The following is a 16,662-nucleotide window of genomic DNA, read 5'->3' as shown; positions in this document are numbered from 1 at the left end:
CGGCCGAGCATTGGGACCACCTGCGCACATCCAACCCGATCGAAAGCGTCTTCGCCACAGTCCGCCACCGGACCGTCCGCTCCAAGGGAAGCCTGTCGCACAAGACGGCAAGGCTCATGGTCTTCAAGCTCGTCATGAGCGCCGCCAAAACCTGGCGCCGGCTGAAGGGCGAAAATCAGTTGCCAAGGGTCATTGCCGGCGTCAAATTTACCGACGGCGTCGCAGAATCGACGACGCCAGCTAACCGCGCCGCCTGATCGGCCCCATCACCCAATTTCGGCCATAGCTCTCATGAACCATTCCCTTCGGACCACAGATGGGCCGTTAGAGCTTGAAGTAAGCTAATCTCTCGACTGTCCCGCGTAAAAGATCTTTGCATCTGCAGAAAACGCAATTCGGGATGGGTTGGTTGTGTAGAGCATGTGTCCGCCTCGGTAAACTTTGAAGGCTACGCGACTGGCGAGATTTTCAGGCAGGTGATTGACAACGTATTTGTTGACTGCATAGGGCGTAATCATGTCACTGTATCCGTGTGCAATCATAATGCGGAGCGAAGGGTTTACCGCGAGAAGTTCGCGGATGTCGTCGCTAACGCTAATTTGAGCGCGAGAACCGCCAGATCGACCATTGCCCCAATCCCATTTGCCGTTGATATCGGAGGCCAGCAGCGCGTACGTCATTTCAGTCTTGAAGCTAAGTTGATCCCGGGCGTAATTCACAAAAGCGCCGCCATAAGCCCGCACGAATCCGTCCAAAACTGGGTCGTCGCCGCGAGACGAATCCGATTCAGGAAACGGGTCGGGAGCGGTGAACATGACGTCGTAGGGGCTGACTACGGCAGCGCCACCTTCCTTCAAATGTTTCACATAGGCATCGCGAATAAAGCCGCGTGTATTGCGGACGGTTTCGAGGGGCAAACCGGTTAACTGGGCGACACGCTCATAAAACGATTCGGCAGCTGCGGTGGCTGGTGGTGGACCTGCAAGCGTCGTTAAATATTCAGTCCGCGCATACTGTTCAATGGCTTCAATTTCCTTCGTCGAAAAGGCATTACGTCGCTCAAGCTCGGCTGCAGCCAGAGTGGGCAACTGAAGGGATGCTCCGAGCGCAAATCGACTTGCACCGAATTGCAGTGCACCTTCCAAAAGAGGAGACAGCATCACGATGCCTGAAATTATGACACCTTGATCTTGCTGGAGCGCCTTGGCCACTTTAATGGCGCGGAGACCGCCATAACTTTCGCCAAGCAGATACTTTGTCGACGATATTCGACCGGTATGCGAAAGATAAAGGGCAATTGTCTTCGCGATAGCCACCGCGTCCTGGCGTACGCCATAGAAATTCTTCGCGTCGTCGGCCTTCGCCGTGCGGCTCCAACCCGTCCCGACCGGATCAATCAAGACGAGATCAGTGAAGTCGAGCCAGCTCTGCGGATTGTCGACTAGTCTTGCGGTAGAGCCGTCTCGCCCTGTGGGGCCGAAGTCGAGAATCTTAGGGCCTACAAGCCCGAGGTGAAGAAAGGCTGAAGCGGCTCCGGGGCCGCCATTGAAGACGAAAGTCAGTGGTCGGTCAGGACCGGCATTTTCAGCGACATAGCTGGTGTAGAAGACGGCGGCGGATCGCTGACCGTCCTGTCCGAACAAACCGAGCGTGCCCGCGGTGGCCTTGTAGGATAGCTTCCGTCCACCGAGATCCAAGGAATGTTCCGTTTCCGCATCGGGCGGCAACAGCGCCAGAACTCCCGATTCGGCAGGCATCTCTTTGGTATCGCTGTGAGCCAAACTCGAGCGGGATGGCGCTGCCATTTCACCGCGGCCAGCATTCTCGCCGGCCTTTGTGGTAGAGTCCTGACCGAAGGCGGTTGCCGTAGTCAGAGTGAATGCAAAGAGCATCATTAAAAAGCGATGCATGGACTTTCTCCAATTACGGGCACGGATTCAGCTTCGGCTTAATCAGATCATGAAGCGGATCGCGGTATGGACGGCACGGTCACCTGCTGGGTCGCGCGCATGGTGACGGAAATCTGCGGCGTTTCTGCGGGAGGTAGCAAGTTGAACCGGCCAGAGGTGCACCCAGCGGCCGGTGAGACAACGGCATTGCCAATGCGCCACGACTTTCGAGCAAGACTGAGCCACGCATCGATCGTCCAACCTTAATCAACAGGGAAAGCGTTCTACGACCTTTTAAAAAGCGGCCCGCACCTAGACTCGCTGGGTACCGAACTGCGCGTTGAGATCGTGTGAGCGCGTCGTGCCGATCGTTCTCCAACGCACGCTATAGCGACCGATCGTTATAGCCATCCACGCTCGCCAAATGCGGCGAGATCAACTCCAGGTGGGGCATACCACCCACCGGAACGATAGCGGGCGCCCAGTTTCAGCGCGACATCCTTGTTGCCATAAGGAATCCGTAGTGGTGTGCCGGTTGCGGAATTTGTTTGAGCAGTCGCCGATGCAGCGGCAGCAGCCGCAGCGTTGCGCTTTCGGGAAGGTTTCTTTGGCACGGTCGATTGGGGAGCAGCCGATCGAGCGGGCGTGTAGGCGGTCTTGCGCCAGGGCCTTCGCCGCTTCCCGTCACGGTTCGAGGCAATCCATGCGGACATGGCGGCCGAGTTAGCTTTGGCTTCGTCAGGAATGACGACACCTTTCCCCTGTGCAATTTTCTTAGCGTATAACATCTGTGCGGGGCTAACCCCCTTGGGTTCATGCGTCCCACGCGCTTCACCGTTGACTTTCTTCGGCGCGTGTTCGCTGAGGAATTTGCGGCAGATCGATATTGACGTCTTGTAGCCGGGCGGGGGCTTGATACCCTTGTGCCGGATGATGCTGTCGGCAAAACGCTTCATCGTAGACGTAGGTGGATACGCCGCGGCGCCGTCGCCGACTGCTGGACCCAACGAGGGTAGCCCTCCGGCCGCCGCGCCCTCCTTCAACTTACCGATGATGCGCTGGGCGACATCGCACACGGCGTCGATGGCACCAATCATCTTCTGCTTTCCGACTACAACATCGTCGAGCAAACACTCCAATTGCGCTGTTACGCCTGGGTCGACAAGCGCCGGGTCGGCCTGTCTCAAAACGTCGAACAGTGAGAGGCCGATCTCGGTCGGCACGATGTGCTTCCCCTGGGTGATCAGAAGGCTCTGTTTCTTGAGCCCACCGATGATCTCGGCTCGGGTCGCCGGCGTGCCGATACCCTTGGCTTCCTTCAGGCGTTCCCGAAGAACCTCGTCGGCGACGAAGCGCCAGGCATTTTGCATCGCATCGATGAGAGTGCCTTCGTTGTAACGCGCCGGTGGCCGGGTCTCCTTGTCCTCAATTTGTGGATCCTGCAGTTGTGCGGTCTCACCGTTGCGCAGCGCCGGAAGCAATTGTGCCTCATCGCCTTTTTCGTCGGCGGGCTGCCAGTCCGGGAATGCCGCGCGCCAGCCGAGATCGATGGGCTGGCGACCGGAAGCGCGGAATTCGAAGCCGCGCACGTCGAGAAACGCTGTTGTCTGCCGATAACGAAAATCGGGCATCAACGCGGCCAGATAGGCTCGCGCGACAACGTCAAACAGTTTTTTCTCGTCGGACGACAACCGAGGCCAAACCTCGTGCAGCTTGTCGATCGTGTTGACGTTGGGAATGACGGCGTGATGGCTCACGCCCTCCAGTCCCTTGTCGTAGAAACTGCCGCCAGCACCTTTGCGGATCATCGGCGGCTCAGGCACGGGGATTACGCTGAACGATTGGCCTACCTGCAGTCCGGCCACGATCTTCGGAACGTCCGATATCAAGCTCTGCGGCAGGTAGCGTACCTCCGCACGCGGATAGGTGATGATCTTCTTGCCCTGACCGTCATAGAGTTCCTGCGCCACCTCGAGCGTCTTGCTGGCCGGCCAGCCGAAGCGCGAGCCACATAGCTTCTGCAGGGACGGCAAATCGTACAGCTTGGGCGGCCCCTGCCGCTTGTCTTCGACGCGCACGGCAAGCGCGCCCTCGAAGGCCTGAGCTGCATTGACGACATCTTGCGCAACCTCGCGCTGGACGATCCGTTGCTGCAGCGCGTGGCGCATCTGGAATTGCCCTCCGGCAACCTTGGCGATCGCAACAACCTCGAAATAGGCGATTGGCACGAAGTTCCGGATTTCCAGTTCGCGCTTGCAGACAATCGCCAAGGTCGGGGTCTTCACACGACCAACCCCGATCACCCTCCGAGCACCTTGGCCCATGATGACGGTCGCAGTGCGAGTGAGCGACAGGTTGTAGATCTGGTCAGCCTGCCGGCGGGCGACGGCAGCGGCGTAAAGCCTGGCATATTCGGTATTGGGTTTTGCCCGCTCGAACGCATCGCGGATGGTCTGCGCGTCCTGCGCGGTGAACAGTACCCGGAGTACCCGGCCGCGGTAATCGTAATGCTCGAGAATTTCCTGACCGATCAGTTGGCCTTCACGGTCGCAGTCGGTGGCGAGCCAGACCTGCTTGGCGGTCCGAAGGGCCTCTCGAATGGCTTTGAGCTTGGCGGCTTTATTGCCGCCCTCTGCCGGCCGGGTACCGTAAAGACCTTCTGGGCGCAGCAGGACCGGCGACCAGCGCTTCCATTCCGGCACCACGTCTTCCGGTTCGAGCAGGTCGAACAAATGACCCTCGGCCGGGAGAATGTTTCCGTAGCGAGAACCAACGGCTGCGCGAACGTCCTTCGCCTGGCTCGATTTCTCCGTGATGACGATTTGATCAGCCATTATGGGGGCGTTTCGATCAGGATCGCTAAGAACATATAGCGAACAAAACGATCTTACAAGCCCTCCTGCGCTTGACGGCGAAGATCGCGCACCGATGATCCAAGACGTATGTTCAAGTCCACGACTGAACGGTCATGCACCTCGTTTTCGATCCTGAACCGGCGTGCAGCGACCGGCACATCAGTGGCGATTAGACGGGGTCCTGACGTAGCCGCGAACTTGCTCCTTGTCGCGAACGCGTACTGCCGTCCAGCCCAGTTCGCCCATCACCTTCGCAAGGTGCCGATATGTACCCGCGGTACGCGCGCGCTGCGGGACTTCAAGTACGTCCAAAAGCGTCTGGGTGCGGATGCGCTCCGACCCGTCGAAGCCAGGGCAGCTATCGCTGCCTGGCGGCAAGCGCTTGCCACCTAGCTCCCATTTTTTGCGTCCTGACGTGGCGGTGGCGTCGCGTTGGGCCGTCGGGTTGCGACCTTGGTTATTTTGCGGCGTGCCTCATCGGCACGCATAAGCGCGGCCTACCGCTGCACCAGTGCGACGCTCGCGCCCAGCGCGCGCTTCGACATATCTCATAGCCGAAAAAACTCTTCTTGGGAGCGCCTTAGCCCAACTAAGCCCGATCGGGGGCTCGGTCATCCCATACTTCTTCGCCAAGTGGATTGCCTCTCTGAAGTGCCTGGTGAGCAATGGGCTTGCGCCAAAGAAGTAGACCAGCGCTTCGCTATCGCCAAGCATGCCCGCGCAGAGCTGATGCCACCGTAAGATGAGCCACAGGTCTGCCCCCGGTAGGCGACGGATCTCGAAGGTTGTCCCGGCGACCCTCGATCGGAAAAGCGTCATTCGATAGAGGTCCGCGCTCACGCGCCGCCAACCGCGGGGCCTGTACTTGCCGGGTTGGAAACCCATGGAGAGGAGCCAGCGCTGGCTTGGCACGACAGCGCCCCTCGCCAGCGGCAGCACTTCCCAAGGCAGGTCGATGTCTTCTCGATCAATTACTTCATCGAGCTTGGACGGCAAGAAATGCGAAAAGTTCGCCCAATCCGAAAGAGGGGGGTCGGGATGACCTGGTTCAGAAAACATGGCGAGGTCCTTTCTTCTCATTGATCCTCGTCGCCGCAGCGCCTTGTCTTTCCACCTTGACGCCGCGCAGCGGCCGTGCCCACCCCCGCGTGACGGTGTCGCGAAAGCCGCCGGGCAGCAGGCGGCGGGACTGAATCGGAATGAACTTCAGGTCCCGCATGATCGCGGCGAGCCGGCGCGCGTTGCTGGTCGTGGGGCGCGCCCCTACAAGGTCGAGGAGTGCAACGGTGCTCATGGCTTCCACGCCGTCGATGGCGTGGGCAATAATCTTCCGCCAGGGGTCGGGGGGCAGAGCATCGAGCTGCCTGCCTGCTTTCCGCATCTCTTCAAGAAAGGACATTCGTGCCTCCCGGCGATAAGGCGTCCGGCTCCGCGGTAGTCGATCTGTGACGCTTTTGGCGGGTAATGCGCTCGGCCAGCACCACAACGGCGTAGCCGACGACGGCAGCGGGGCACCCTACGAAGGCTGTCGGCAGTGACCGTGGCCAATGGAGGCTGTGAGGGCGGCAGGTGATCAATGGCCCCCTAAAGGGGGGCCCATTGACCACCACCACTGCCGCAGGGGATTGGACCATCAATTGACCGAGAATTGACCAATTGACCACCGGGCTAGTCGGCGACTTCAGTCTCGGCTGCATCGGTATCTCCGTTAGCGGTGAGTGAGGGGTTGACCTGAAGTCCTTGCCCTCTCCGAAATCGCCCCGTGCCTTTGATCTCGCTGGATGCCAAGGCACCTTCCCTCTGCATGTTCTTGATGGCCGCCTTGACCACGGCTTCGAGGTCGCCGGGAGCCCATTGCCGCGGAGCTGTGGCGGCCTCCACGGCAGCGACGGCGTCCTCCATAATCGAGCGGACGTTGTCGGCACCGGCCGGGCTCGGACTGTACGGGTAGACCTTGCCGTCGATCGTTTTGCCGCGCTTGACGAGGTCGAGGATTGCTTGTCGTATTTTTGGGTCGTCCGTTGACCCGCCTCCGCTGACCTGGGATGGCAATTGCACACGAACGACAGCCTGCACGTTGTCTCCGAAAGGATACGTTGGAGGCTCGTCGTTTGGCAGCTCGACGCTGTGCAAGCGGTAGACTGGCAGATCGGTGCTGCGGGGCGCCAGGTTGGATTTCGCGTCGACCAATTTGAAATGACGGAGCCGCTCTGACGGGAGTATCGCGAGTGCTGGGGCTTCCTCCGCGGACACGATGACGGGCATGATTGCACGCCGCGCCAGGTTGACGATCGAAGCCGCGCCGCTGATGGCGTCGGCCGCACCGGCCTCCGCGTTCTTGCGGGTGTGGTGCACGATCAAAATGGCGCAGTCGAATTCGGCCGCCAGTCCCTTCAGCGCGCGCATCACGAGCGACATGCTGGCGTTGTCGTTCATGTTGCCGCTCGCGCACAGTGCCACGAGCGGATCGAGCACGATGACGTCCGGCGACAGGACTTGAAGCTGCGCTCGTAGTTGGGCGAGCCCGGCTGCGTCCAATTTCGAGTAGCCCTTGTCGTTGGTTTGCAGAAAAGCGAGGCTTTGGACGCAGGGATCGTCGGCGCCTGCGGCGTAAAGGCGATCCAGTTCGAGTTCGGTCACGCCATGCGCCAGGCAAAAGGCCCACACGCGCCGCCAAATTTCGTCGGTGCTGTCCTCGGCGTTGATGAGCAAGACCTTCAGGTCGCTGCCGCGGATTTTCTCGCCCAGGAGTTCCTTGCCGGTCGCGATCGAGATGGCCATGCCGATGGCGAGGGAGGACTTGCCGAAGCCACCTGGCGATGCAAGGACGGTGATCTCACCGCGAACCAGGTCGTAGCCATACAAGGTACGACGGTGCCGGATGTTCGAGAACTTCACCCTCAGGTCTGCTGGTGACCAGATCGCCGGTGCTGCCATCGTCGAGCCAGGATTTACCGTGGCGGTAACAGCGCCGGTAAGGTGAAGCGGTGACTTGCCTTGCGTGAAGAAAGGGCAGGTCGCGCATGAGGTACAACCAGCTCCCTTGATAGTTGCGCAACCGGGCGAGCCGATACCGCGTTCGGCGCGGTCTGCCAGTTTCCGCTCGTACATCCGCTGGGTTTCAGCCTCGGTGTAGCTGGGGTGACCTTTGGAAATCTCGTGGGCTATCGCGTTGCCGTCCTCCAGGAACGTGGCGCACAGCACCGAATACATCCAGAGCGTATTGTCATAGTCCACGCCCCCCGTGTCGCGCGCATGGCGCATGAAGCCGCATTTCTCGAAGATCGGGCCCGGGTCGAGCGGGACGCCGCTACGTCGAGCGATGCCAGCGGCGAGGTCGTCAACCCCAGTCAGCGACGCGAAAGCGGAATCAGGTCCATTCTCGAAGCGGCTCTCCTGGCCGGGTTCGATCGCCGGAACCAAGGAGGGCGAGGAGGCCTTCACTGCAGATTTGGTCGGCGCTAGACCGCGCAAAACGGAGAGCGCCGCCGGGAAGTCGTACAGCTGCCCCCAATGCATCAACTTCACGGGCCGGGGCGGAGCATACTTATGGTTCAGCGTACCCGGCGTACGAAGGATACGGGCGCAATCAGTGGTGAGTCCGGCATCGCATTTTATACCCTCCCGGATCAGAACGGCCTTCAGGCCCTCGGCGTAGCCGCGCCATTCATCCGGCGCCATCGGCGCGTCCGCGATCCAATAGACATGCAAGCCGCCTCCGCTGTCCACCACGGCGCTCGGCGCCGGAAGGCCGACAGCCTTATAGAAGGCGACGATAGCGGCCCGCGCCTCTTGCATCGAAGTGTAGTGCTTACCAGTTGTGTCGTCGGGTTTGACGTCGCAGTCGATCCAGATGGCCTTCAACCAGGTGGCGTTCTGCGCGTTGCGGACGGCTTTGGCCTTGCCCGTCTTACTTGTCCCGCACTTGTGCTGTTGCGAGGTGCAGAACCAAACATCGAAAAACTGGCTGGTGCTCTCCACCCAAGAGGCCATGCTAAGGAAGTCGTCCACCGTCTTCTTCGGCCAGCCGACGACGTAGTCTTTCCCCCCGTTCTTCGACGGGTCGGTGTTCTTGAGGTGGCAGTGGAGGTTGATCCAGCCGGGAGCAGTTGCGCTTCCAGGCCAGACCACCACTTGCTCCATGAACTGCTTGTTGTTGCCGGTGGCAGGTTCTTCGTCGGTCGACGACGCTCCCTGCCGGGGGCTAGTTACCGTGCCGGTAACTCCGGTGTCACCGCTCGCCGCCGTCACTTCAACGGAGCCTAGTGCCGCGGTGGCTTTCGTACTGGCTTCGGCGCTGGTTGTTACCGTAGCGGCAATGTCGGGCGGCGGGCCTCTCTGGTCTTGCTGCGCTGGCCTAGGGGCGACAATAGCGGGCCTAGTCATGGCTCACCCCGAGCTTCGACTGGCCCCTTTCCAATCGCAGTGGGTTGATTGACGCCACGGAACTGGAATTAGGATAGCCAGAGATGTTCGCAGCAGGCAGGGACTCGTGCCGCTCATGCCCATCGTGATCGCCAATCCGATTGGTTGTGCGCGATGCCAGCCAACGCTCGACGGCAGATTTCCGGTAACCGATGCGGCGCTCGCTCAATTGAACGAATTCCGGGCCGCTCCCATCAGACCGTTGGCGTTGCAAGGTAGGACGAGAAGTGTGTAGCCAAGCGGCTAGCTCTCGCTCACTGAGTATCGGGTCTAAAGCATCCAGAGACATGGAAGGCCCTCATGATTTTGCTTGAGGGCTCCTCATAGATCACGGATTAGCAGAACCGGGATGGGGCAATTTAATCGCCCGTAGCGCCGCGGAGGGCTCTAATTTGCCTCAGCAGTGCTCGCACTGCCCCGTCTGCTATCCGCTTTCGTCGAGACTTCCTGTTATCTTTTGTGCGAGCAGCCTTTCCATTTAGCCATTCCCGGACCTTTCGGTGCATTGTGCTGTTCGGTCCCACAGCGAACAAAGTTCCGTCGGCTATCTCGCGCTGAACGAACACGTCCGTCGCTCGTAGCCTGTTTATCATTCGAGGCTGCTGGCGTTTTCCCTTTCCGGCCGCTTCCAAGCCATTGAAATGGCGATCTCGCGCATCTTGAACGTCTTGGTCCGTGACAGCGGTTCGAAAATCGTGGGGCAGGTCCTTGGTTGTATCTGCGGGGATCTCCTCGCCCACTGCCTCCGCAGCGGCGGCGCGCGCGATGCTCGCCTTAACGTCCGCCGGCATGACCACAATGGGATAAACGTCTTCGACGATGGGAAAGCTCGCGAAGGCGGATTTCTCTTCGGCGAGTTCAGTATCGACGCGCTTCTTGGTCATGCCCTATGATCTCCATAAGTAACTGGTGCCATCGCAGCAAGGCGGACCTCTTTGCCTCCCGGAATGAGGCACGGTTGTAGACCGCGGCGACACCCTGTTGCTTGTGCGCGAGCAAGGCCTCGATCACGATCGGATCGGCGCCGGCATCGTGCAGCCGGGTCGAGAAGGTCCGCCGCAGGTCGTGGAGGCCCCAAGGCTGTATATTGAGGCCAGATTTTTTGAGTTTTGCGTCAAGCTTTTCCTTGCTGTCGCTGAAGCCGGAGAAACCGGTTCCCCGTCTGCCAAAGACGAAGCCATCCGCATTCTCCGGGCGCGGCGGCAAGGCGACTTCAATCATGGGTACCAGCGGCACTTCATGAGGGAGCCTGCCCTTCATGCGGTCCGCGCCGATCGCGATCTTGTCGGCTAGGATCTCCCGCCACCGGAGACCCGCAATCTCCTCGCGGCGGCATCCGGTGAGAAGGCATAGCCTCACAATGCGGGCGTAGTCCTCGCTGGTCTCTGTCGCGTTCCAGATGGCACGTATTTCCACATCATTGAGCGTGCGCTCGCGGGTCCGTTCTGGGTGCTGGAGTGTAAATGTTACCGGGTTAGCGTCCCCGTCAACGCGCCCTGTCCGAAGCCCCCAGCTCCACAGGGCGCTCAGCGCTGCCCTTACGCGGTTGGCGGCTATTGGACCCGATTTTTCCGAAATGCGTTCCAGCACCTCGGATATGTCGCGTCGGCGCACGGCCTCCACGCGCTCGTGATGGAGGCTTGCCGCATGCTTGCGCAGGTTTCGTTCCGTCTCTCTGTAGGAACGAGGTCGAAGCCGGGCCTTTGCTTGTGACAAATAGGTTTCGATCAGCTCCAATACCGTACCGGCGTTCCGCTTAGCCTTGCGTTCGACAGAAGGGTTTGCACCGTGAGTGATGCTCGCGGCCTTGCGCCGCGCTTCTTCGCGGGCATCGTCCAGGCTAACCACAGATAGATCACCGAGCACGATCCGCCGCGTTCGGCCGTGCTGGTCCCTGTATTGGAAGATCCAGGATCGTCTTCCCGAACTTAGGGCCCGTATGCCTAGACCACGGCAGTCCGCATCCCAGAAAAACCTTTCAGCTTGCCCCGCGGGGCAGCACATCTTGCGGACAGTTGCCTTTGTGAAGGCATTGCGATCTACAACGCGGGCTCTCTTTGTTGCAGGTGATGGAATCGCTTCCGCGTTCGGAAGCAATGCGGAAGCAGAATCTACTTGAGAAGCAGATAACTCGTGACCGCTCATAAATGCTCTTGGTGTCAATGGACTGGAGGTGCTTCGTTCGAAGATGGTGCCGCGCAAGGTATTAGCAAGTCTTCTGACGGCTCTTGATCGCAACTGAGTTAACGTGAGTGGTGAGGCAAGAATGCTCGGTGCTAACTACGAATCTGAGGGTCGGACGTTCGAATCGTTCCGGGCGCGCCATTTCAGTACAGAACTATGAACGCCGAACGCCGCCGTTTCTACGCTTGAAGCGGCGTCCAGGGTTCGCAGCAGTTCCGATTTCGATCCCATGATGCGGACCTCGTCGTCCGCAACCTGGACACACTGCGCCAGGGTGCGCAGGTGATCCCGCCGATAGCCGCCATTGTCGAGGCGCACCCGTTCACAGGGAGGCTTAGAAGAGGCAGAAAACGGGGCAGTTCAACGAGGTTTTAGCAAGCGTAGCGGCGGAGCGTAGAGCGGAGAAAAAATACTTGCTACGTACGGTGGTCGATCAAAAGTTATTGCTGATATCCTCAACTCTACAACGCGATTGCGATTCGCAGAGATAAGGCGGGCGTCAAACTTATTGCGCTGTCATTGGTGCTGTAGCTAGCTTGCCGGCCTCCATTAGGGCGCCGTTGCGGTAAATGGAAGACCGATCCGGTTCATTCCAGACATACCAGAAGACACCTTTCAAACGCCCCTCCCTAAAGAGACGCTGGAAATAGCCGCGCATCTCGGTCACGGAGCGTATGCGCGCCTGATCTTCCGCCGAGGAGGTTGCTGTGCTGGAAAAGCCCCATTCCGTAAGCCAGTATGGCTTCGCATTCCCCGGCGGAAAAATCTGATTGTCGAGTACCGATTGGCGCTGTGCCGCGGCCGTCTTGTCTCTCGGATTCACTTCCGGCGGATAGTAGTGCACGCCATAGCCGTCAACGATTTCGTCGAGCCCATGAGCGCGCAGGTACGCGTAAGTTGCAGGGATAGATACGCCATCGACCTTCAGTTTCCGTTGCCAGTCGGCACCGGTGACCGCCGCCATCCCGGCGGAAATAATGGGTGTTTGCCGGTTGAGCTTGGAATGATCTCGGACCGTCTTCAATGCCGCCAAGGCCTTCAGGTATTGGAGAAACCCACGGGCAACCTGTTGGGCTTCGGGATCCCGCGAGAGATCTTCTAAGTTGAAGGCCTTTCCCTGACCCGGGACGGGGAAATCACCGTTGAAATCGGTCCAATTGACCTCGTTTCCAACCTCGATTCCAGAGAGAACAATCCCGTTGGCGTCCAATTTGTCGAACAGGGACTGGTAAGCAGCGCGGGAACGCTCGGGATCAATCGCGCTCAGGGAACGGGCGCTCCGCATATGGCGAGCGGCGTCTGCGGGTCGTACCGGAGCGTTGGGATAGAACTCGGCGCCGGTGACCAGAACCAGACCAACACCTTTGTCTTGCAGCTCCTTCGCAAGGTGAATGTTCTTGTCATCCGGCCGTAAGGAGGTTCGAACGCAGCGCACGCCTGAAGTGATCAGTTGCTGGACGATGACCTCTTGTGCCGCGGCGTCAAAATTCTGAAAGCTATTCACGTTGACCCCGGCATCACATCCTCTTGCCGAAGCCAGGCCCGGCACGGCCAAGGACAGCGCCACAACCGAAAAGATTCCGGAGATCGCTCGTTTCATGGTACTTCACTCCCGCGTTGCTAAGCCTTTTTAACATCATCCCTATTGCGTTTTATCGACGGCGCCGTCGAACCACGGCGTAATTTTTGCGCCTATCTTCATGGGGCCTACGGCGGCGCGAGTGTGTTGTGGTTGCAGTTCCGCCCCCCATCGCCTTCCAGCGATCGGAGTAGCCCAAGAACGGGGGAAGCCGTCATAAAAGGACGTCGTCAATCGGAGTAAAGAGGGTGGCGAGAACATGGCAACCAGATGAGCGCTTTGGTCCGGCCGGAATCTGAACGGGCCATTTCACGCGTACCGACCGATCGAGCGTCGCCGTGGAGGTTCAGTATGAAAGTCGCGGTGAAAACGGTCGTTCTATTTGTTTTAGGGACGTTTTTGTTTACCTCGCAGAGTTACGCAGCGCCTCAAGGCCAGCCAATCATTGGAGTCAATCTGCGCGGCTATGGGACCACCGCGTCGGCTCAACAGGATACGAAACTCAACGAATTGGCCAGCTATGGAGTAAAGACGATCCGAGAAGGATTTCCCTCACAGGCCGAGGCACAATTCAATCGCTTCGTCGTCGAGGCTTATCGTCGCGGAATTGGCATGGTGGCGATCATCTATCCGACACTTGGCGGAACCGGACAACATACAAGTGAAGTCGATGCCACCGTCGGCCGCCGATGGAGGGTCCCCGCGCTCATCGATGCTGATCCAACCGGGTTCAAAGCGGCATTTGCGGCACAGCTCGCCGCGCTGGAGGACGCGGGCGTGAAGCTGACCGCGTTCGAGATCGGTAACGAGTTCAACACCGTCGGATACAACGCCGACTTTCCCGCGCACGGCTCAGGGCGCATTCTGGGATTGGCGGACCTCGACAATCCGAAAGACGGGGAGGCGCGGAGGGTCGCCTCTGGCTACCTGCAGTACATCAAGATCCTGGCGGTCATAAAAGATGTTCGTGATCATTCGAGATTGAATAGGGAAACGCCGATCATCACGGGCGGTCTGTCAAATGTCGGGCTCGCAGGGCCGAAATCCTTCAACGGCCAGGTCGCCACCAGTGTCGCTGACACAGTTACGTTCATGCGCCAGCACGGCGCAGATCAATTTGTCGACGGCTATGGCGTCCATGCCTATACGAGCGGCGATCCCCATCAGACTCTCGCGCAACGTCTTGCCGTTCTCGAAGTCATTTTTCACGCTTGCACCTCAAGCAAGCCTTGCTGGCTGACGGAATGGGCATTTAACAACCGGGATCAGTCATGCCCGGTGAACGACGAAGTGCGGCTCCATCTTGTCGAGGCTGAGCGTGCGACCCTGAAGCATTTTGTCGATCAGGGACGATTGGCCGCCAGCATCTATTATTCGTGGGATGGAGACTTCCCGGGTCAGAAGGAAAACATGGGTGCAATCTTCAGATGCGGCTCTCTGACAGACGCGGGAAAATTGGCGCTTGGCCCGCTGCCGAAATAGCAGCGCCTAACACCCGTGCCGAGCCGTTCGGAAGGCCCGTTGTGGCGCCACAAAAACGAGAGCGGGCCTGTAGCGCACTTACTCGTCCCAGTCCGGATCACTCCTATAATTCCTCGAAGCGGCGTCCGGTGGTATAGCCAGTGTGCTTCGAGTTGCTATGCCCGAGACAGCCCAGAACCGGGCGAAGATCGTACCATTAGTCTAGAGAAACGACAGCTTCCGCAACCCGCTCATCCAATGCCGCCTAACCATTGTCGCGGTTCGCGGCGTCAATTGGTGGGGTACCAAGCGTCAGACTTTGACCACTAGCTTAAAGCAGGGCTATAGCGTAGGCGTAGTTCTCATCTTCACCCGGCGCGGCGCGCCATTCCGCGATGTTGCACGATTTCGTGGCCTACTAGGCAAATGCCGCATCAAACGTCGAGGGCCGCAGTGGGGCAGCGCACGAGTCTCGGACAGATATCGGGTGCAGTGGACAACGGCCGAGAGAGCGGACCCGACAAGCTCGACGCGGACGTTAATCCCGCTTCTCCAGGCCCCGCCAGAAGCCAAGTACCGTCGATACGATTGCTTCCGGCGCGTCTTCCTGCACGAGATGCTTCGCATTGGGTACGATGTGAAAGGGAGCGTTTCGAACCCGGCGCGCAAGCTCGCGACCGTCTTCAAGTGGAATCCACTCGTCCTTCTCTCCCCAAAGGATGGCGACGGGACAGCGAATCTCGCCGTATCGCCACTCGACCTCCTCCGAGTATCTGTCGTCCATCTGCGCGATCTGGCGCCAAAAAGCTTTTTGGCCTTCGGCTCCCAGCCACGGTGCAAGATACAGCTCAATCTCGTCGTCTCGTAACGCGTTCGCAACGGCGCCGCTGATGTAGGCACGCAGGATTGCTTCGTGAACGTAGGATGGCAGGCCGCTAAAGACCTCCTCGTGTTCCTTGGCGGCTTGGACGAGCAGCGAGCCTTGCGGGCTGATTGCGACCGGATCGATGAGCACCAACGATCGATAGTTCAGCCCGTTAAGCAAATGAGCGCGCAGCGCCGTGGAGCCACCGAAATCGTGCGCGATGACATCCGGGTCTTGTAGGCCCCAATGACCGTAAAGGGCTGCGAAAAGCTCATTCTGAACGCCACGGGACACGTCGCCGTTGGGCTTGTCGGACCTACCATAGCCAAGCATATCGAAGCAGAAGACACGTCGCTGTCGGGCCAGCAAGGGTCCAATTCTGCGCCACTCCGATGATGAAAAGGGCGTACCATGCAGCAAAATTGCGTGCGACCCCTCGCCCATTGCTCCCCAAGCGATCGAATGCCCCCGAAACGTGAAGCGCTCCGGAAGAGGCCAATCCGCTGTCGTCATTGATCCGACCTTTGATCTGCTGCAGCTAATCTGTCGGCAACGATCGGCCCGATCGCAGGTTCCAATGGATCGACCCTGGGGCCATGCGTCGATAGCGGGAAGATCGAGAGAGCAGCCATCGAAAGGGCAGCCTTCTGGGGGATAACGGGACCACCCTCCGAAATCGCGCCCGCCGCCGCACGCAAAGGCGTAGGGAAAAGTCGTGAGGAGTCGCGAGCTTTGCCGGTTGGAGCGCGCAACGGCCGCCCCATCATAGCGCCACGGCGAAGCGATAGTGCCCATCTTCATCGGCAGCGGCCTCCCATGCGATCATGGCCGGACATCCCGCCGAGCACGCGCAACAAGACGCTATGCTGTGAACGATGGCGCTCGGAACGTTGATTTTGAATGCTTTCTCGCTTCGGGCGGCACCAGACCGCTTCATACGGTGCCGCTGCAGTGCCATCTGAAACAATGTGCAGACAAACACTTACGACCCCGGATGGCACAGAGCGACACCGTCGCTTTTATCTTGCCGTCCTAATCGGTCGAGATCCACACCCAGCTCTCGGTCGGTAAGGTCGGGTATTGTCGACAGCGGACCAGAAGGCGGACATGGCAATGCCGACGCGAATGACCCGAATGTATGGTCCGGCCGCGCGTTGCAAGCGGTTTCGTCAACCTGGCAGATGCGGTCTTGCATCAATGTATCCGGCCTCTGATTGGAGCGTGCTGGGCTCCGGGCCATCATGGATATCAGCGCGCATTCGAACTGATTAGCGGACAGGCCTCGAGCGGGCCATTCGGGTCACCAGTGTTCGCATGCGCCGGGAAGACCGATCCTCCATGGTCGTCTCATCCTCTCGCAGACCTCGGCGGGTAAGGGATGTTGGTTACGTCATCGATGGGCTC

Annotated in this window: 9 protein-coding genes and 1 pseudogene; 2 read left to right on the top strand and 8 right to left on the bottom strand. The window is 59.4% G+C overall.

What is annotated here, in order from left to right:
• Positions 1-257: pseudogene (locus YY7_RS0146250) on the top strand (IS256 family transposase); the annotation flags it as partial.
• An 84-nt stretch (positions 258-341) separates the two neighbouring features.
• On the opposite strand, the gene YY7_RS0146245 reads toward YY7_RS0146250, so the two are convergent.
• The 7 genes from YY7_RS0146245 to YY7_RS0146200 form a co-directional block, all read right to left on the bottom strand.
• Positions 342-1,805: a S10 family serine carboxypeptidase-like protein gene (locus YY7_RS0146245; RefSeq protein ID WP_155255634.1), complete on the bottom strand. Its 1,464-nt coding sequence runs from the start codon at positions 1,803-1,805 to the stop codon at positions 342-344.
• Between the two features lie 485 nt (positions 1,806-2,290).
• Positions 2,291-4,723, bottom strand: coding sequence for a type IA DNA topoisomerase (locus YY7_RS0146240; protein WP_028168975.1), 2,433 nt, complete (start codon positions 4,721-4,723; stop codon positions 2,291-2,293).
• Positions 4,724-5,792: 1,069 nt separating this feature from the next.
• Positions 5,793-6,143 carry a hypothetical protein gene (locus YY7_RS0146225; protein ID WP_155255633.1) on the bottom strand — a complete coding sequence of 117 codons (351 nt, stop codon included), beginning with the start codon at positions 6,141-6,143 and terminating at the stop codon, positions 5,793-5,795.
• 269 nt (positions 6,144-6,412) lie between these two features.
• Positions 6,413-8,995 carry an AAA family ATPase gene (locus YY7_RS0146220; RefSeq protein WP_196237444.1) on the bottom strand — a complete coding sequence of 861 codons (2,583 nt, stop codon included), beginning with the start codon at positions 8,993-8,995 and terminating at the stop codon, positions 6,413-6,415.
• 533 nt (positions 8,996-9,528) lie between these two features.
• Positions 9,529-10,053, bottom strand: coding sequence for a hypothetical protein (locus tag YY7_RS0146215; RefSeq protein WP_028168970.1), 525 nt, complete (start codon positions 10,051-10,053; stop codon positions 9,529-9,531).
• Entirely contained in the window at positions 10,028-11,314 is a 1,287-nt protein-coding gene (locus tag YY7_RS55495) for a tyrosine-type recombinase/integrase (RefSeq protein ID WP_080664157.1), read from the bottom strand. The genes YY7_RS0146215 and YY7_RS55495 overlap by 26 nt, the downstream gene beginning before the upstream one ends.
• Positions 11,315-11,858: 544 nt before the next feature.
• Positions 11,859-12,953: a hypothetical protein gene (locus YY7_RS0146200; RefSeq protein WP_028168968.1), complete on the bottom strand. Its 1,095-nt coding sequence runs from the start codon at positions 12,951-12,953 to the stop codon at positions 11,859-11,861.
• A gap of 330 nt (positions 12,954-13,283) precedes the next feature.
• Here YY7_RS0146200 and YY7_RS0146195 point away from each other — a divergent pair, with 330 nt between their 5' ends.
• Positions 13,284-14,414, top strand: coding sequence for a hypothetical protein (locus tag YY7_RS0146195; RefSeq protein ID WP_028168967.1), 1,131 nt, complete (start codon positions 13,284-13,286; stop codon positions 14,412-14,414).
• Between the two features lie 517 nt (positions 14,415-14,931).
• On the opposite strand, the gene YY7_RS0146190 is transcribed toward YY7_RS0146195, so the two are convergent.
• Positions 14,932-15,771, bottom strand: a complete 840-nt coding sequence (locus YY7_RS0146190; RefSeq protein WP_028168966.1) for an alpha/beta fold hydrolase — start codon at positions 15,769-15,771, stop codon at positions 14,932-14,934.
• Positions 15,772-16,662: the final 891 nt, after the last annotated feature.

Origin of the sequence: Bradyrhizobium elkanii WSM2783 (assembly GCF_000472865.1) — a bacterium.
Taxonomy (GTDB): Bacteria; Pseudomonadota; Alphaproteobacteria; order Rhizobiales; family Xanthobacteraceae; genus Bradyrhizobium; species Bradyrhizobium elkanii_A.
The sequence above is the reverse complement of the archived record's forward strand: the minus strand, read 5'-3'. Positions and strand labels throughout refer to the sequence as shown.

What these genes read in the sequence shown, in the direction of transcription:
- YY7_RS0146225 (WP_155255633.1), bottom strand. Translation starts at nt 6,143, where the DNA reads ATGTCCTTTCTTGAAGAGATGCGGAAAGCAGGCAGGCAGCTCGATGCT.
- YY7_RS0146240 (WP_028168975.1), bottom strand. Translation starts at nt 4,723, where the DNA reads ATGGCTGATCAAATCGTCATCACGGAGAAATCGAGCCAGGCGAAGGAC.
- YY7_RS55495 (WP_080664157.1), bottom strand. Translation starts at nt 11,314, where the DNA reads ATGAGCGGTCACGAGTTATCTGCTTCTCAAGTAGATTCTGCTTCCGCA.
- YY7_RS0146200 (WP_028168968.1), bottom strand. Translation starts at nt 12,953, where the DNA reads ATGAAACGAGCGATCTCCGGAATCTTTTCGGTTGTGGCGCTGTCCTTG.
- YY7_RS0146195 (WP_028168967.1), top strand. Translation starts at nt 13,284, where the DNA reads ATGAAAGTCGCGGTGAAAACGGTCGTTCTATTTGTTTTAGGGACGTTT.
- YY7_RS0146245 (WP_155255634.1), bottom strand. Translation starts at nt 1,805, where the DNA reads ATGGCAGCGCCATCCCGCTCGAGTTTGGCTCACAGCGATACCAAAGAG.
- YY7_RS0146215 (WP_028168970.1), bottom strand. Translation starts at nt 10,053, where the DNA reads ATGACCAAGAAGCGCGTCGATACTGAACTCGCCGAAGAGAAATCCGCC.
- YY7_RS0146190 (WP_028168966.1), bottom strand. Translation starts at nt 15,771, where the DNA reads ATGACGACAGCGGATTGGCCTCTTCCGGAGCGCTTCACGTTTCGGGGG.